Source organism: Neorhizobium sp. PAMB6630 (assembly GCF_058242775.1).
The window spans coordinates 1,247,127-1,263,728 of sequence record NZ_JBZAYV010000002.1 but is presented as its reverse complement, the minus strand read 5'-3'; the positions used below and the strand labels follow the sequence as shown (position 1 = coordinate 1,263,728).

Sequence of the window (16,602 nt, the reverse complement as noted above, 5' to 3'; positions counted from 1 at the left end):
AGGCCTGCCATGACGACGATCGAAGCTCAACTTGGACATTGCGACCGCCGCGCCACCCGCCAAAGCCTGCTTGCCGCGGTGCTGCTTGCCACGTCGATGCTTGGCGGCTGTGTTGTCGGGCCGGACTACGTGAAGCCGGATCTTTCAATCATCAGGAACTGGTCTGCGGCTTCCGGCAAGAAAGTGCTGAAGCCGACAGAGCTTGCCGGTTGGTGGAAGGGGCTTGGCGACCCGCTGTTGAACGATCTGGTTGAGGAGGCGGTGAGAGGCAATCTCGACGTTGCCACCGCCAAGGCGAACCTGCGCCTGGCGCGGGCCACCACGCGCAGCGCCGAAGGTGCGCTTCTGCCAAGCCTCGACCAGTCCGACAGCCTCACCCGCAGCCGCAGTGCTAACGGTGACGGCGACACCTCCCACAGCACGCAATACAAGGCCGGCTTCGATGCCAGCTGGGAAATCGATCTCTTCGGCGCAGATCGGCGTTCGCTCGAAGCGGCGCGCGCCAGCGAACAGGCCGAGGAGGAGACCCTGCGCCAGACCCTCGTGACGCTCGCCGGTGACGTTACGTCCTATTATGTCGAGGCGCGTGAATACCAGTCACTGATCAGCCTGGCGGAGCGGTCTGCCAAGTCGCAATTGCAGGTGCTCGCGCTGACCAGGCGTCAGTTCGAGGCCGGCGAGGCGACAGGCATGGATGTGGCGAAGGCCGCCGCCACCGCCGCCTCGACCGAAGCCGATATTCCCTCCTACCGCATTTCCTATGCGCAGGCGGCGCATCGCCTTGGCATTCTGCTTGGACAGAGGCCGGATGCGGTGGAGGCGCGCCTGAAGAAGCCGGCACCGATCCCCGTGCCGAAGCGCACCATGCCCGCCAGCATCCCGGCCGAGATCCTGCTCAGCCGGCCGGATGTGAAGGCGGCGGAGCGCGATCTGGCGGCCTATACGGCCAAGGTCGGCGGGGCGGAGGCTGCCCGTTATCCCTCCATCAGCCTGACCGGCGATGTCACCACGTCAGCCGCGAGCGTCTCGGATCTCGCCCGCAAGTCGACCATCGGCTGGTCGCTCGGCCCGAGCGTCTCCATCCCGCTCTTCCAGGGCGGACAGTTGAAGGCTGCGGTGGACGAAGCGAAGGCGACGAGAGACCGATACTTCGTCGCCTATCAAACGGCAGTGGCGACCGCGATGGAGGATACCGAGAACGCCGTGATCGGGCTGACCCAGTCGCGCCTGCGCCAGGAGAAGCTGCGCCAGTCGGTGGCCGGTTACCGGCAGGCGGCGGATCTGTCGCGCAATCTCTACCAGTCCGGGGCCTCAGGTTTCCTCGATGTGCTTGATGCGGAGACCTCGCTCTACTCGGCCGAAGAAAGCTACATCCAGAGCACGGCCAACACCGCTACCTATTTCATCTCGCTCAACAAGGCGCTGGGCGGCGGCTGGTCGGGAACGGTGGACACAGACCAGCCGCTGGTCGTGGACACGAACGAGGGTCCCCATGCGCAGAAATGACAAGGTTACGGCAATCATCGCCTTTGCCGACCGTTTACGCGGCGTTCTCCGGGCCCTGCCTTTCGGATCGCGCGCGGCTCGCGCGACCGCTCCGGCCGCTGCGCAGGGCATGCCAGCCATTGTTTGCGAGCTTGGCCTCTCCGCTGTGCGCATCCGGGCGCAGGCGCACAAGCATCACGGACAGATCGTCGAGGGGCGCCTTCCGGATGACAGTGTCATCGAGATCAACCTCGACTGACACGACCTGCTGGACATGAAGTTCGCTTAGCAGAAGAGACGCCCCTGCCGTTTCCTCTGCCGTGGGCCGGTCCCTCCCTCCGGGACCGGTCTCACACCCCTCCTGCGTGCACAGGCGTTCTGCGGTTCCCGCACCATGATCGCGCACGGAAAACGTTGGATCGGCGCATTTGTTGCAATTTTGCGACAGGGCATTTTAGGGACGTTTCCGAATGTTTCTCCCGTTTCTTTTATCTTGAGTATTATATTCATATTAAAATAACCCTTTGGCAGCGTTCGGCTTTATGCCGAGCGCCCACCGAGTTGTCGCACGGGCAAGGGGCCTTTGCGCACCAGTATTTTCGATGACGAATGAAGGGAAAGACAGTGAGTGTTTCACGCCATCGCAAGGCATTGATGCTGTTCACGGCATTGAGCCTGATCAGCGGTGCCGGCCATGCCGGCGCGCAGGACAGCGCATCCCAGGTGAACAAGCAAGACGAGGCGACGGTGCTACCAAAAGTGGTCGTCAAGGGCGACCGCGTGAAGGGTGGCGCCGACGATACGCCGCTTGCGACGAGAACCGATCGCGAGACGCTTGCCAAGCGCGACATCCAGTCGATCGACGATCTTGGCAATACGGAAGAGGCCGGCATCAGCTATTCGTCGCGCTCCAAGGGATTTGCATTGCGCGGTCTTGACGACGACCGCATCCTGACCACCATCGACGGTGTCGCCATTCCCTATCTTGATGACAGGCTGGCCTGGAATTTCTCCTCCGGCGGCGTCGACAGCTTCGATTTCAGTTCGCTTTCCAGTGTCAGCATCCTGCGCGGTGCCGATTCCAGCCGTGCCGGTTCCGGTGCGCTCGGCGGCGCGGTGGTTCTGAGGACCCTGGAGCCGGAAGACCTGATCGGTGAAGGCAAGGATTGGGGCGGCTTCGCCACCACGCTGTATGACGGCTCCGACCGGTCGATCAAGGGTGCCGCGGCGCTGGCAAAGAAGATCGAGGGAACTTCGATTTTGCTGCAGGGCAGCTACAAGCGCGGCAACGAGACAGACACCAAGGGTACAAATGACAGCACGCGCAGCACCCGCACAGTGGCCGACCCCGCCGATACCTACACGTCCAACCTGCTCTTCAAGCTGCGGCAGGAACTGGAGGGCGGACATACGATCGGCCTGACCGCGGAACAGTTCAAGACCCGGGAAGATACGGACAAGATGTCGAGTTATTCCTCGACCTATGGCGCCTACGATTATCAGACCGACACCACCCGCGACCGCGTTTCCCTTGACTACGAATACGAGGCCATGGCCGAGGACGCCTGGCTGAAAAGCGCGCGGGCCTCGCTCTACTACCAGCACATGGATCGCGACGAAGGGTATCTCGCCACCCGCACGACGGCTCCCGTTGGCGCTTACGGACGCTCGACGGAAAGCCGTGAAAACACCGTGGGTTTCGTCGGTTCGGCCAGCAGCGAATTTGAGACCGGCCAGCTGAAGCATGAAGTGACAGTCGGCACGGACGTCGCATTCTTCGGCACCCACAGCTACACGACAGGCAGCGACTCCTGCGGGACGAATTATGTCAGCGCCTGCGCCTATTATCACGTCAACCAGTCGGATACGCCGGATGTCGACGGCACCCGCATCGGCGTTTTCCTCGATGACCGGATCGATATCGGCAGCAGCGGTGTTTCTATAACCCCCGGCCTGCGCTTTGATTATTTCGATTATCGACCGCAGGCGAGTGCGGCCTATGAAGCCAATCAAGGGTATGCGGGGCTGCCGGCCTCCGTTTCCGATTCCGCCTTCTCGCCAAAACTGCGTGCCGAATGGGCCGTCTCGCCGCAGGTCACCCTCTTTGCCCAGTGGGCCATGTCCTTCCGGGCGCCGACGGTGGCGCAACTTTACGGCAATTACGACAATGCGCCCTTCTACCGCATGGTTGGCAATCCGGATCTCGATGCCGAGACCGGCAGTGGCGTCGAGGTCGGGGCCGATCTGGGGTCTGAGGATCGCGGCCTGCGGCTCAGCGGTTTCTACAACCGCTACCGCAACTTCATCGACACCGAGACCTCTGCGCAATCGGGTTACAGCCTCGGCACCTATCGCTACTTCAACCGCGATCGCGTCCGCATCTACGGCGCCGAAGCCAAGGCGCATGCGGATGTCGGCCACGGTTTTGAACTGCATTCCTCGCTCGCTTATGCCAATGCCGAGGATCTGGACAGCGGCGAGGTTCTCGACTCGGTTGCGCCGCTGAAGGCCATAATCGGGGCCGGTTATAGCCGGGAAAGTTGGGGCACCAATGCGGACTGGGTCTTGTCCAAGGGCGTGTCCGATCTCTCGAGCGCAACCTACAAGGCGCCGGGTTATGGCATCGTCAACCTGACGGCCTGGTGGGAGCCGGAGCAGGCAAAGGGCCTGCGTGTTCAGGCAGGCGTCTACAATCTCTTCGACAAGGAATATTATGACGCGATGGAGACGAAGGACGTCACGTCCATTACCTCGGCAAACCGAGCCTTCTATTCCGAGCCGGGCCGTTACCTGAAGATTTCGCTGACAAAGACCTTCTGATCGGCATCCTGACGATCGACCTTCGGCCGGCCGCGCTTCAGCGTGGCCGGCCATTGCCGTCTCATGCCAAAGAGAGAGATGGGGGGACGGGGCAAACGTCACCCTCAGAGCAGCCTGTGCCGGGTCTTACCACGATATCGAGGGCGTTCAGGGAGAGGTCGATGCGAGCTGACATCGACCATGCCGGCGGGCGCGCAGCGTGTTCCGGCGACGTCATTTGCAGAAAAACTCGGTCAAATCGGGCGAAATCCGGCCTCTCCGGGCCATGGGGTGCTGCTTTCGCCGCCAATGTTCTTGCCACGACAAGGGAATCGGATAACAGTCACGATGATTACCGGGTTATGCGGAAAACAACGTAACTAACGGCAACAAGGAAAATGAACGTGATAATGCCGGCTTTTGAGCCCGTGATGAGTTTTGCCGATACGATCCTGGGTCAGGGCGGCGAAATTTCCACGAAGTTTGACATGGTGCCGATCAAAAAATTTCCGCCGAACGCGCAGAAGGCCCTGAGATAAAACAACGCCGGAAACCTTTCGCTTTCTCTTTAAAGGCGAAGGATGCCGGTCAATTCGGACACATTGTTTCGGACGATCTTGAGCGCCTCTGGCGGGAGTTCAAGGACAGTGAGAACACATAAGGAGATTTGAACCGCAAAAGAAAAAGGCCCCCAAGCGACATTGACGTCGTGGAAGCCCTTCTCGAAGTTCTAGCAGACTGAGAATCGCATTTCCCCGAATCGCTGTCAAGCTTTTACAGCCGTCTGTTTTGACGGGCCGGGATCTTTTGCCTGTTTGAAGGTGAAGGACAATGCAGACGCATGGAGTGACGACGCCCTTTGGGCGGCGTGGGGTTTCGCTTGCGCTCGTGAAAGGGCAAATGCAGGCAGAGGACATCCGCGCCGGCAAGGTGGTGGACAAATGGAAGCTGTTTCGCGATGTCGCGGAAGCGCGCGAAAAGCTTGGACTGCAGGACCGAAGTCTTGCGGTGCTGAACGCGCTTCTGAGCTTTTATCCGGAAACGGATCTATCTCAAGAAAAAGGGCTCGTGGTGTTTCCCTCCAACGAGCAGTTGAGCCTTCGCGCCCACGGCATTGCGGGCACAACACTGCGCCGGCATCTGGCAGCGCTGGTCGACGCAGGACTTCTCCATCGCCGCGATAGCCCCAATGGCAAACGTTATGTGCGCCGTCAGGCCGGGGGCGAGATCGAGCGGGCCTTTGGTTTTAGCCTGGCACCGCTTCTGTTGCGCTCGGAAGAGTTTGCCCATCTGGCACAATCGGTCGCAGCCGAACGGCGGGCGCTATCGCAGGCGCGGGAAGCACTGACGATCTGCCGTCGCGATATCCGCAAGCTGATTACGGCAGCCATCGAGGAGGGGGCGTCGGGCAATTGGGATGTGGTCGAGAGCCATTATATCGCGCTTGTCGCCCGACTTCCGCGCCGTGCCGATCTCACATCGGTCACGGCGATCCTGGAAGACATGCAGATGCTGCGCGAAGAAGTGCTCAACATTCTGGAAATGCAGCTAAAAAGTCAAAAAACAGACGCCAGTGCTATCCATTTTGGCTATCACATACAGAATTCAAAACCCGAATCCTTAAATGAACTTGAACCCGCTTTAGAAAAAAAGCAGGGCGAAAACCCGAATGATGGCCAGACACGGCAAGCCGGGCCGACAGGGGAGGGCCAGGCAAAAGGGCTAGCCTCTGAAACCGATGCTGCAAACGATGGTGTTTCCGGGTCCGGTTCCGCCGGCAATCCGGTCGGCCAGCATGATCGGGGCCTGCGTGAAAAACTTGCCGAGCGGTTAAAACCGCTGCCCTTGCCGATGGTGCTGAAAGCCTGCCCGCAGATCCTCGATTACGGCCCGGATGGGGATATCCGCAGTTGGCGCGATCTTCTGGTCGCGGCGGTCGTCACCCGCTCGATGCTCGGCGTCAGCCCGTCGGCCTACCAGAACGCCTGCGAAATCCTTGGGGCTGAAAATGCGGCCATCGTCATGGCCTGCATTCTGGAACGGGCCGGCCAGATCAAATCCGCCGGCGGTTACTTACGCGATCTCACGCGAAAGGCCGAACGGGGTGAGTTCTCGCTTGCCCCCATGGTCATGGCGCTGATGAGACAAAACGGCGGAAATGAACGGAAAACTGGATGAGGCAAGCTTTTCGGGGTGGCCGGACAGCCGATGAGGGATGTCCGGCATTGTTTTCTCACATCTGCCGTGTCAGCCGGGCAGCCAGCCATGGGTGAGGGGATGGTCGGCAGGCAGCGGCAGGCTGACGATGCGGCGGTTGCGGGCGGAATCGTAGAGCGCCGTGATCAACTCGATCGACTGATAGGCCTCATCGAGAGACGGCAGGTAGAATTCCGGGCGACCGGTGAGACGGGCATGAATGTCGGCAAACTGGCCGGCGAAGCGGAAGATGCCCTCGGCATTGGCGGCAACGATGTCATCGATTTCGGCCTGCTTTCCAGGATCTCTTGCCTCAAACGTCCAGGGGCCCGATCCGATGTGATAGGGTTCCGTGCCGGAGGTGATCGTCATATGCTCGAACAGAGCACGAAAACGCGATGTGCTGCCGCAGGCGCCAAGCGAGATCGAGGAGGAGACGAGCGCTCCCTCGCTTGTTCGCATGGAAAGGGCTGCGCAGTCTTCCGTCTCGATCGGGTTGACGCGCGTATCGATGAAGGCGGCGACCTCCGTGATCTCGCCGGCCAGATGCGCTACCAGATTATGGGCATGGATGGCGTGGCTGACCAGCGCGCCGCCGAGTTCACCCGACCAGGTGCCGCGCCAGCGCTCTGCGTAATAATCGGCCCGCCGGTCCCAATGGGTTTCGAGCGACAGCACGTAAGGCCGGCCGAGCAGGCCTTTCATCTTCAGGGCATGGGCGGCATGGTAGCCTGCGCCATAGCGATACTGGAAGATCGGAAAAACCTGACGATCGGCACGGGCGGCAGCGTTCCGGATCTCCGCGACTTCGGCAATGGAGCCGGCCAGCGGCTTTTCGCAGACCACATGTTTGCCCGCGGCCAGAACTGCAAGCGTCATCGGCGCATGCAGGCGGGGCGGCAGGCAGAGATCGACAAGATCCACCTCCGGGTCGGAAAGCACGATATCGAGATCGGAAATGGGGCGGCTGCCGGGGGCTTCCGCAGCGCCGCTTTCGGCCCGCTCCGGATTGAGATCACAGACATAACGCACGTCGAAAAGATGCGGCAGCTGGGCATATCCGGTAATGTGGGCCTTGCCGATGCCAGCGCCTGCGATGGCGACACGAATGCGCTCCGTCATGATGCAGCTCCCTTTTCTGCCAGAAGCTGGGCTTCAAGCGCCAGTTGCGTGGCCAAAAAAGCATGGGCTTGCGGCATGGCCGTTTCCGTCCGTTCTTCCACATCGCGCAGCAGGCGGCCGAAGAAGGGTTTGCCCGCGCCGGTGGCGTCAAAATGTTCGACACCCTTGGCATCGGCCAGGAACACGTGATCCTGCCCCGGTCGTCCGGCAATATCGATATATTTGCGCAGTTCCAGATACCCCTCCGTGCCAAGAATGGTCATGCGTCCATCGCCCCAGGTGGGAAGACCATCGGGTGTCAGCCAGTCCACCCGCGCATAACCGCGCCCGCCATTGCCTTCCAGCAGCACCTCGCCGAAATCCTGAAAGTCTGCACGATCCGGATTGGCGACATTGGCCACATGGGCGGAGATGACGCGTGCCTCAGATGACCCGGTAAAATGCAGGAACTGGTCGAACTGGTGGGCGCAGATGTCGGTCAGAATGCCGCCAAAGCGGTTGCGATCCCAGAACCAGTCTGGCCGCAGGTGGGAATTGCGCCGGTGCGGGCCGAGACCGACGGTCTGCACCACCGTGCCGATACGCCCTTCCGCAATGAGGCGGTCAGCCAGCGTCACACTTTCCACCGTCAGCCGTTCGGAAAAGCACACGGTCCAGCGCCGGCCGGTTTCAACGGTTGTCTGCCGGATCGCCGCAAGTTGCTCAAGCGTGGTGCAGCCGGGCTTGTCGACCAGCACATCCTTGCCGTGCTGCATGGCGGAAATGGCGATGGCGGCGCGCTCGCTGTTGATCGCGGCGCTGAGCACCAGACCGATGTGGTCATCTTCGAGAATTTGCGCCGGTGTCCTGAGCGGCACATCAGGATAGGTGGCGACGAAACTGTCTATTGTGGATTGCGGGGTATCGGGTGTGACGGCAAAGCCGGAAAATTTTGCGCCGGCGGCGGTCAAGCCTTCGATCATTCCGTAGATATGGTTGTGATCGATGCCGATAACGCCAAAGGAGAGGGGAGCGGGCATGGATATATCCTGTTGAAGTCAACTGATACAAAAATTCAAGGATCGTGGTCGTATTGGCGGCTGCGCCGAAAAGCGGCGCAGCCCGCAAGAATTCTGGATCTCCCGGTGGTCCTTGGACCGATCCGGGAGATGGAAGGCGGAAGGACGTTGCCTGTCACTGCGCCCGTTCGACGATGGCCTGGGCATCATCGATGAAGGTGGCGGCCGCGTCCTTGGCATCAAGCCTTGCCAGAACCACGTCCGTGCCGATGCGCATGAAGGCGTCGCGCACCTCGCCGGCTCCCTTCGGGGCTGGCAGGGGAAGCGGCCCGACCTTGGACTGGATCGCATCGAAATAGTCCACGGAGAGCTTTTCGACCTCGGTGAGCTTCGGCGCCAGTGCTTCGCGCACCTTGGGCGAGGCGGGAATGCCGCGTTCAAGGCCGAGAACACCTGTTATGGCGGGATCGTTGACCCAGGCGTTCATGTAGGCGATTGCCGCTGCCGGATCCTTGGCATCGCGCGACAGCGACAGGAACATCGAGGGCTTGATGAACTGGCCGGGCTTGCCATCCTTCTTGTGGGGCACCATGGCCGCGCCGATCTTGTCCTTGGCCGCAGACTGGATGCCGACGAGCTGATTGGACCAGAAATGCGCCATGGCGGTATCGCCGACGGCAACACCGGATTCAGCAATCGGCGCATCGAGGATGACGGTTTTTTCCTTGCCGCGCACCACGTCCTTCTTGCGCAGGTCCGCCCAGAACTGCCAGTAGGTTGCAACATCCTCTGCGGTGGCTGTCACCTTGCCGTCCTTGTCGTAGAATTCGCGGCCGTTCTGGCGAACCCAGGATTCGAAGGTTTCGATCATCAGGGCGAGATCGTCCGAACCCTTCACCTTGCCGCCGGATTTGGCCGTGATCGTTTCGCAGGTCTTGGCAAAATCGTCCCAGGTCCAGTTGATGAGGTCGGCCTTGATGCCGGCTTCCTCGAACAGCCGTTTGTTGTAAACGATCACCTGGCTGTTGGAGCCGATGTTGAGCGCATAGAGCTTGCCGTCGACCTCGCCGCCGGCAAGCGGACCCTTGTCGAAATCGGCAATCATCAGGCTTTTGCCGATGAATTCGTCGAGCGGCTTCAGCGCACCGCGGCGGACATATTCAAACAGGAACCGGTAATCCATCTGCACCAGATCCGCCATGTTGCGGCCGGCGGTCTGGGTGGCCATCTTGGTCCAGTAATCGCCCCAGCCGATGGTCTCGCCCGAGACTTCCACGCCGGGATTTTCCTTCTGGAACAGGTCGATCACTGCAAAGGTACGCTTGTCGCGCTCAGGGTTGCCCCACCAGTAATGGCGGATGCGGGTGGCGGCCCGCGCTGGCCCGGTTGCCAGCTGCGAAGCTGCAAGGCCAGCGCCTACGGCGCCCAACAGCTTGCGTCTCGTCAGGTTCATCATGTTCTCCTCCTCCTTGAGATGATTGCACCGCCCGATCGCTCCTCCGATCGGGCAGCCTGTTTGTCTTTCTCTCCGCAGCCCTTTCGACAGATATGTCAGATCTGACTGCGCAGCAGTTCGGTCAGGCATAACATCGCCATCGCCTGCCCATAGGGCATGGATGTGCGACGGATCTGCCGGTAGAAATCGAGGTCATTGCCCATTGCCGTCCCGAAGGACACCTGCAGCAGCTCTCCCTGCGGGCTGATATTGTCGATCACGCCCTTCATGGCGCGCTCTGCCGTTTCGAGATAGTCGGGGCCGAGATAACGCTTGCGCACGCTCTTCATCAGGCCATAGGCAAAACCTGCCGTGGCCGAGGCTTCCAGATAGCTGTCGGAGTCGTCGATCAGGGTGTGAAACAGCCCGGAGGCATCCTGATGCGCCTTCAAGGCGGAGGCCTGGCGCGACAGAACGGACAGAAGATGCCGGCGAAGCGGATCGCCCTCGGCAAGATCGAGCAGCTCGATGAATTCCGGGATGGCGATAGTGATCCAGCTGTTGCCGCGCGCCCAGCGGGCGCGGGCGAAGTTGTGGTGACCATCGAAGGTGAAGCCGTGGAACCACAGGCCCGTCTCGGTATCCATCAGATACTGCGCGTGCAGCAGAAACTGGTATTTGGCTTCCTCGACGAAATCCGGCCGGTTCAGCACAAGGCCGATCTTGGCCAGCGGCAACACGCTCATCATCAGCGTGTCATCCCAGATCTGCTGGTCGTTGACGCTGTTATAGACGATGTGCTGCAATCCACCCTCGCGGGTGCGCGGCATCTCGTGCATCACCCATTCGGCCCAGGTTTCGAGATAGGGCAGAAAACGTGGATCGCGGTTCATCTCGTAGAGATGCGCAAGCGTCAGGAAGGGGGCAACCGTGTTGATGTTCTTGGTGGGTGTGCCCTCTGCAAGGCGGGCCTCGAACCAGTCCGTGATGATCGCCATCACCTCTTTCTGCCCGGTCTGCTGCCAGTATTTGAAGAGGCCGTAAAGGGCAATGCCGTGCGTCCATTCCCAGCCGGCCCAACCCTTCGTGTCGATGACGCGCCCATCCTCGAGCTTCAGGAGATATTCCCCTGTCTTGTCCTCGATATGGATGAGATTGTCCGTCAACCGGTCGATCAGCGCGCAAATCTGGTCCCGTGCCAGCAAGGTGGGCTTCTGCCGTAGCAGAGGATGCATGCTTCAACTCCTCCCCAGTTGAAATATTTTCGGAACTTGGTTCCGGAAACGGAGCAGACCACACTCCGCCACGCATTTCAACGCCGTTTTTGTATCCGCTCTTTTGGCGTGCGGTTTGATCGTCAAGGGGTTGAGAACCGCAGCGGAGGAGGGGAAGAGCGGGGCTCGCACCCTGCTTGACAGACCCCGCCGTGAAATCCAGAATGCAGTTCCGGAAAATTTAGAACACGCCCATGTCGGATCAGCCCGCCAAGACAGAAAATGCCGCCGCCGTCCTCAAGGTCTTTGCTGTGCTGGAGGCACTGGTGGAGGCGCGCCAGATCGGGCTTGCGGATCTTTCGCAAAAGGCGATGACGTCGAAGACCACGGCGCATCGCCTGCTGCAGACGATGGTGGATCTCGGTTATGTCGAGCAGGATCCGGAAACCGAGAAATACGGCCTGACGCTAAAACTGTTCAGCCTTGGAGCGCGCTCGCTGAGCGAGCAGGCCGATCTGTTGCGGGCAGCAGATTCCGCGATGGGCCGGCTGTCACGGGCAACGGGTGAATCCATCAACCTTGGCATTCTCGACAGCCGCGAGGACAAGGTCGTCTACATCCACAAATACGATGCCGCCTTCAATCTTGCGATGAAATCACCGCTCGGCCTGCGCAACCCTTTGCACAGCACGGCCCTTGGCAAGGCGCTTCTGGCATTTCGCGACGAGGCGGAAATTGCCGAGCGGCTTGCTCGCATGGCGCTTGAACAGCGCGCACCTCGCACAATCACCGACCGCGCTCAGCTTCTGTCCGATCTTGAGGAGACCCGCACCCGCGGTTATGCGGAGGAGGTGGAGGAAAGCGAGGCTGGCGTGAGATGCATGGCGGCTCCGATCTTCAACTACCTCGGGCACCCCATCGCCGCCATCTCGATTTCCTTCCCGCTCTTCCGCTTCGACGAGGCCCGCAAGGCAGATTATGTCGACCTTCTCACCAATGCCGGCAAAGCCGCCTCCGAAGCGCTGGGGGGGAGCTAGGGGCGGGATGACGCTCTGAGGCAGGAGGCAACCTTTGTCATTGAACCCGAATGATTTTTCGGCTGAAATGCGCCGAAAGCGGTCCTCACGCGACGCGTCTGCCCTTTAGCCGTCAATCACATGCTTCACTACGACCGAGCCCTGACTTGAGTTGCTTCCAGCCGACTATGACGACAATGAACACGCCTGCGGCTGCAACCCAAAACGGAGCAACCAGCGCAACTTGTCGAGGGACAATGCCATCAAGGCCACGAACGATGAGCCCCGATAGCAGGAGACCAAGCGGCATCATTCCCCAGGCCAGCAGACGATAAACACTGTTCACACGGCCCCTAAGATGGTCAGGTATCATGCGCTGGCGGGTGGAAACCGACACCGTATTCCATACCAATCCGGCGAATTCGAACAAGGCAAGGATTAATGCTAGAGACACTGCATTGGGGGCCAATGCTATGCCGACAAAGGCGGGGACGGAGACAAAGAGCATCCATTGCGCGGTAGGACCCGTCCCCAGGCGACGCACTACATGCTCGCCCAACAGACCGCCCGCGATTCCCCCGACGGCTCCTGTAGCAAGAATTAACCCGTATGCCGCTGACGACAGGCCAAGGTTCTCCTGAACATGCAGTACCAATGCGATCATGACCATCTGAAAGAACAGGTTCCAAAACCCTGTAAGCCAGGCAAGTAGCCGTAGAAGCGGAGCGCCTCTTAAGAATGCCATTCCCTCGGCCAATTCCGCCCGCCAGTTTCGCCGAGCGGATTGGGCAGGCTGAAAGTTGCCGCCAATGTTGCCCACAATCAAAGCAGCCAGAGCGTAGGCGATTGCATTCGCGGTAAACGGAAAGGGCAGTGCGACGCCAACCAGTGCTGCACCTACGGGCGGACCAATGAGGGCGTTACCCGTAAGCTCGACACTCCAGAGTCTGCCATTTGCCCGTTCCAATTTGTCAGGCGGAACAAGCGCGGGAAGCATGGTCTGCGCGGCATTGTCCCGAAACACCTCGGCCGCACCGACAATGAGAGCCGTAAGGGTGAGAACAACAAACGCCAGTGGCGATGTGAGCCCCGTTTGGGGAGGGGCTGACAATGGCAACTGGCTGTAAAGCGCCACCGCCGCGACACCGAAAGCGACAGCTCGTAACACATCCATTCTCAGGATGAGTTTCCGGCGATCCATTCTATCAGTTATGATCCCGGCGGGCAGTGCAAAGATCGCCCAGGGTAGTCTGAGGGCGACTGCGACCAGTGCGATCAACAGCGGATCGCGCGTCAAAAGAGAGGCTGTCCATGCCCACGCGATTGTCGCGATCCCGTCTCCGAGATTTGTTAGCCCACTGGCTGCAATAAAACGTGTGAGGCGTGCAGTGCCGCCGTAAGCACGTGATCGCTGCGAAGGTTCCGGCATGTAAATCCTTGCGTTTTTCGTGACCCTCGCGGAGACTGCATCCTCAAGGTAACTTGAGGTCAAGCGATATGTTGCCGACAGAGCAAATGATTAGGCACGGCGATCTAACGGTGGGCCAAATGGCAGCGCGGGCTGGCATCGCGCTATCGGCGCTGCATTATTACGAGTCAGAGGGGATGATCCACAGCAGCAGGACGGCAGCGGGTCATCGGCGTTATGATCGGCGCGAACTGCGGCGCGTGGCCATCATTCGGGTCGCCCAGTCTCTTGGGCTGTCGCTTTCGGAAATCCGGTCGATGCTGGTGAGGGTTCCGCGCGGCCAGGCTGTGGGCAGAACTGACTGGCAAGCGGCACCCTCAGAATGGCGGAAAGTCCTTGATGAGAGAATCGAACGACTTGTCCGCCTTCGTGATCAACTTGACGACTGCATTGGGTGTGGGTGCCTCTCGCTGGAAAGTTGTCCGCTGAGTAATCCTGACGATCATCTGGCTAATTTCGGAAGCGGACCACGCCGATGGACGAAGTCATATTTGAACTGCGGAACGTTCGAAGACCAGCGCTCTGGTGACTGCTTCGGGCCGAAAGCTGACTATCTCCGTTATCGTGTCAGTTCGCCCTCTGCCGCAGCCAACGCCTCCAGACTACAGAACGCATTAAGGCGGCAGTCCAAACTCTGCCGCCTCAATACCCAAGTCATTTTCGATGAGTGCAGCGGCGGCCTCAGGCAGCCTTGTCCTGAGAGACAGGGGCAACGGTTTTTGACCATTCGGCATACCAGGCCTGGAACAGCTTGAACTGCTTTTCGACAAAGCCGCGCTGGCTGTCGGAAAGGCTGTCGGTTTCGTTGAAGTGCAGCGTGAATTCGGGATTTCCGGTCATCACCAGCATGTGCTTGTAGAAGAGAACGAGATCCGGGCCTTCATCGAAGGAAGAGAGCACGGCAAGTGCGGTTTCCAGTTCAAGCGCCTGGGAGCGGGCTGTAGCGTTCCCCTTGGCGGCGGCCTCGCAGAGCGAAACCAGATGCAGCACTTCGCGGGGCAGCACATTGCCGATGCCGGTGATGGCGCCGGATGCGCCGCAATTGACAAAACCGTGGAAGACGGCGGTATCGACGCCGACCATCAGGGTCACTTCATCGTCACGGCTGGTGATGTTTTCAGCGGCATAACGCAGGTCTGCCGGGCCGCCGAACTCCTTGAAGCCAATGAGGTTCTTGTGTTCGCGCCGCAGCTCGAAAAACAGGTCGGCGCGCGTGGCAAAACCGTAATAGGGGCTGTTGTAGATGACGGCCGGCAGATCGGGAGCAGCCGAGAGGATCGTCTTGAAATGCGCCCGCTGGGCCGAAACGGACGTGCCGCGCGAAAGCACCCGCGGAATGACCATCAGGCCGTGTGCGCCAACCTTCTGCGCATGCGCTGCATGTTCGGCGGCAATCTTTGTGTTGACGGCGCCGGTTCCGACGATGACCCGAAGCCCCGCCTTCACCAGTCGCTCGACGCCATCCATGCGCTGCGCATCGGTCAGCAGCGGCCAGTCGCCCATCGATCCACAATAGACAACCGCCGACATGCCGGCATCCACCAGCTCGCGGCCTTTGCGCACCAGACCGTCAAAATCAGGCGTGCGGTCGGCATGGCATGGTGTCATCAGGGCCGGAATGCAGCCGGTGAAAATGTTCGAGGTCATTGCAATCTCCATCAAAAAAGCGGGACGGCAAGGACTGCCGAGGCCGGAATTGGAGTTAGTATACACTTTGTATTTTTATTGTCGATGGAAAAGCGTGGCGATGTCGGAAGCTGCGCAAGGCAGCGCTTGGCGCAAGACGAAAGCCGGCAAAAGGTTGATGTCAGATGTTCTTGAGGTCGCGCGCATTGGCGGCGTCGCGCGCCAGATACTCCTGTATCTGCGCCACGATCTGCGCTGCATGGGCAAGCGCCAATGTATCGGCTCGCTCCACGTCCCCCGCTTCAATCGCAAGGATCATGTCCTCATGCTCCTCGACATATTGCCGGGGCAGCCGGTCGTCGAAGGTGGAATAATAGAGCCGGAGGATCCGTCGTCCTTCATCGAGCAGCCGGGTAAAGAAGGTGGTGTAATAGGCATTGCCGGCCCGTTCGGCGATGGCGACGTGGAACTCGCGGTTCGCCTCGATCATCGCATAGGCATCCTGCGCATCGACAGCCCGTGCAAACTCGGTCTGGCGGGCGCGAATGTCCCGTGCGGGACCAGCGCTCCGGCGGCCGGCGGCGCCGCGCGTCGTCACCCGGTACATCAGTGTCAGCGCTTCGAAATAGGCGGGGAGGGCGGCAAAGTCGATGGCGGCAACGATGGTGTTGCGGTTCGGCAGGGTGGTCGTCAGGCCATCGGCGGAGAGCCGCAGCAGCGCTTCGCGCACGGGCGTGCGCGACATGCCGAAGCGTTCAGACAGCTTGACCTCGTCCAGCGGCGAGCCCGGCTCCAGCGTCATCGCCAGAATTTCCCGGCGGATAGTGGCATAAACGGTCTGGGTGCCGGATCCGCGCGTGCGGGCCGGGTCTTGAACATCTTGTGCAGTTGTCGTCGCCATCGCCAATCCGTCTGTTGTTTGTCTTCATCCATCATACTGCAGGCCATCTGTCGATTAAATTCAAAGGTGTCGCGACAGGGCATGCGCGGCAGATCGTGGAGGGGTGGCCTTGCCGTTTGGGGGTGCTGGCGAGGAGAGGAGGGGTAGCCCAAGCAGATCCCGCGCACCCGCCCTTCAAGGAGCGCCCGCGTTAAACAGTCCGATGCCGTAAAATGTGCGAAATTTTGCGTTTTCTCTATTATCTCCAAAGGCTTGATGCAGCCTATACCCGAACCGGACAGACTGTCACAGGTTATGAAATCGCACAGCCGGAGGCGGTTCTAAAGGAGCCATTAACCTTTA

General features: G+C 60.2%; 12 protein-coding genes and 1 pseudogene. 6 read left to right on the top strand and 7 right to left on the bottom strand.

Annotation, left to right across the window (positions count from 1 at the left end):
- Window positions 1-9 precede the first annotated feature (9 nt).
- The 4 genes from AC4CWF_RS24475 (at window position 10) to repC (ending at window position 6,462) form a co-directional block, all read left to right on the top strand.
- Window positions 10-1,506, top strand: coding sequence for an efflux transporter outer membrane subunit (locus AC4CWF_RS24475; RefSeq protein WP_491286338.1), 1,497 nt, complete (start codon window positions 10-12; stop codon window positions 1,504-1,506).
- Window positions 1,493-1,744 carry a hypothetical protein gene (locus AC4CWF_RS24470; RefSeq protein ID WP_491286336.1) on the top strand — a complete coding sequence of 84 codons (252 nt, stop codon included), beginning with the start codon at window positions 1,493-1,495 and terminating at the stop codon, window positions 1,742-1,744. Before AC4CWF_RS24475 ends, AC4CWF_RS24470 begins: the two co-directional genes overlap by 14 nt.
- Window positions 1,745-2,109: 365 nt before the next feature.
- Window positions 2,110-4,305, top strand: a complete 2,196-nt coding sequence (locus tag AC4CWF_RS24465) for a TonB-dependent hemoglobin/transferrin/lactoferrin family receptor (RefSeq protein ID WP_491286334.1) — start codon at window positions 2,110-2,112, stop codon at window positions 4,303-4,305.
- Between the two features lie 810 nt (window positions 4,306-5,115).
- The gene (gene repC / locus AC4CWF_RS24460) at window positions 5,116-6,462 is read left to right on the top strand and encodes a plasmid replication protein RepC (protein WP_491286332.1); all 1,347 of its coding nucleotides are present in this window, start codon (window positions 5,116-5,118) and stop codon (window positions 6,460-6,462) included.
- A gap of 69 nt (window positions 6,463-6,531) precedes the next feature.
- Here the strand turns inward: repC and AC4CWF_RS24455 are convergent, their stop codons facing one another.
- The 4 genes from AC4CWF_RS24455 to bglB all read right to left on the bottom strand — a co-directional run bounded on the left by AC4CWF_RS24455 (window position 6,532) and on the right by bglB (window position 11,270).
- The gene (locus AC4CWF_RS24455) at window positions 6,532-7,602 is read right to left on the bottom strand and encodes a Gfo/Idh/MocA family protein (protein ID WP_491286330.1); all 1,071 of its coding nucleotides are present in this window, start codon (window positions 7,600-7,602) and stop codon (window positions 6,532-6,534) included.
- The gene (locus AC4CWF_RS24450) at window positions 7,599-8,621 is read right to left on the bottom strand and encodes a Gfo/Idh/MocA family protein (RefSeq protein ID WP_491286328.1); all 1,023 of its coding nucleotides are present in this window, start codon (window positions 8,619-8,621) and stop codon (window positions 7,599-7,601) included. Before AC4CWF_RS24450 ends, AC4CWF_RS24455 begins: the two co-directional genes overlap by 4 nt.
- A gap of 154 nt (window positions 8,622-8,775) precedes the next feature.
- Entirely contained in the window at window positions 8,776-10,056 is a 1,281-nt protein-coding gene (locus AC4CWF_RS24445; RefSeq protein WP_491286326.1) for an ABC transporter substrate-binding protein, read from the bottom strand.
- Window positions 10,057-10,151: 95 nt separating this feature from the next.
- On the bottom strand, window positions 10,152-11,270 hold the full coding sequence (gene bglB, locus AC4CWF_RS24440; protein ID WP_491286324.1) for a beta-galactosidase BglB: 1,119 nt from the start codon (window positions 11,268-11,270) through the stop codon (window positions 10,152-10,154).
- A gap of 233 nt (window positions 11,271-11,503) precedes the next feature.
- Here bglB and kdgR point away from each other — a divergent pair, with 233 nt between their 5' ends.
- Entirely contained in the window at window positions 11,504-12,286 is a 783-nt protein-coding gene (gene kdgR, locus AC4CWF_RS24435; RefSeq protein ID WP_491286322.1) for a DNA-binding transcriptional regulator KdgR, read from the top strand.
- Between the two features lie 112 nt (window positions 12,287-12,398).
- Here kdgR and AC4CWF_RS24430 read toward each other — a convergent pair whose 3' ends face one another.
- Entirely contained in the window at window positions 12,399-13,694 is a 1,296-nt protein-coding gene (locus AC4CWF_RS24430) for an MFS transporter (protein ID WP_491286320.1), read from the bottom strand.
- 119 nt (window positions 13,695-13,813) lie between these two features.
- On the opposite strand from AC4CWF_RS24430, the pseudogene soxR reads away from it, so the two are divergent.
- A pseudogene (gene soxR / locus AC4CWF_RS24425) lies at window positions 13,814-14,209 on the top strand (redox-sensitive transcriptional activator SoxR); the annotation flags it as partial.
- 205 nt (window positions 14,210-14,414) lie between these two features.
- Here the strand turns inward: soxR and AC4CWF_RS24420 are convergent.
- The gene (locus AC4CWF_RS24420; protein WP_491286318.1) at window positions 14,415-15,380 is read right to left on the bottom strand and encodes a dihydrodipicolinate synthase family protein; all 966 of its coding nucleotides are present in this window, start codon (window positions 15,378-15,380) and stop codon (window positions 14,415-14,417) included.
- Window positions 15,381-15,540: 160 nt separating this feature from the next.
- The gene (locus AC4CWF_RS24415; protein ID WP_491286316.1) at window positions 15,541-16,260 is read right to left on the bottom strand and encodes a GntR family transcriptional regulator; all 720 of its coding nucleotides are present in this window, start codon (window positions 16,258-16,260) and stop codon (window positions 15,541-15,543) included.
- Between the last annotated feature and the right edge of the window lie 342 nt (window positions 16,261-16,602).

What these genes read in the sequence shown, in the direction of transcription:
- AC4CWF_RS24475 (WP_491286338.1), top strand. Translation starts at nt 10, where the DNA reads ATGACGACGATCGAAGCTCAACTTGGACATTGCGACCGCCGCGCCACC.
- AC4CWF_RS24470 (WP_491286336.1), top strand. Translation starts at nt 1,493, where the DNA reads ATGCGCAGAAATGACAAGGTTACGGCAATCATCGCCTTTGCCGACCGT.
- repC (WP_491286332.1), top strand. Translation starts at nt 5,116, where the DNA reads ATGCAGACGCATGGAGTGACGACGCCCTTTGGGCGGCGTGGGGTTTCG.
- AC4CWF_RS24455 (WP_491286330.1), bottom strand. Translation starts at nt 7,602, where the DNA reads ATGACGGAGCGCATTCGTGTCGCCATCGCAGGCGCTGGCATCGGCAAG.
- AC4CWF_RS24450 (WP_491286328.1), bottom strand. Translation starts at nt 8,621, where the DNA reads ATGCCCGCTCCCCTCTCCTTTGGCGTTATCGGCATCGATCACAACCAT.
- AC4CWF_RS24445 (WP_491286326.1), bottom strand. Translation starts at nt 10,056, where the DNA reads ATGATGAACCTGACGAGACGCAAGCTGTTGGGCGCCGTAGGCGCTGGC.
- bglB (WP_491286324.1), bottom strand. Translation starts at nt 11,270, where the DNA reads ATGCATCCTCTGCTACGGCAGAAGCCCACCTTGCTGGCACGGGACCAG.
- kdgR (WP_491286322.1), top strand. Translation starts at nt 11,504, where the DNA reads ATGTCGGATCAGCCCGCCAAGACAGAAAATGCCGCCGCCGTCCTCAAG.
- AC4CWF_RS24430 (WP_491286320.1), bottom strand. Translation starts at nt 13,694, where the DNA reads ATGCCGGAACCTTCGCAGCGATCACGTGCTTACGGCGGCACTGCACGC.
- AC4CWF_RS24420 (WP_491286318.1), bottom strand. Translation starts at nt 15,380, where the DNA reads ATGACCTCGAACATTTTCACCGGCTGCATTCCGGCCCTGATGACACCA.
- AC4CWF_RS24415 (WP_491286316.1), bottom strand. Translation starts at nt 16,260, where the DNA reads ATGGCGACGACAACTGCACAAGATGTTCAAGACCCGGCCCGCACGCGC.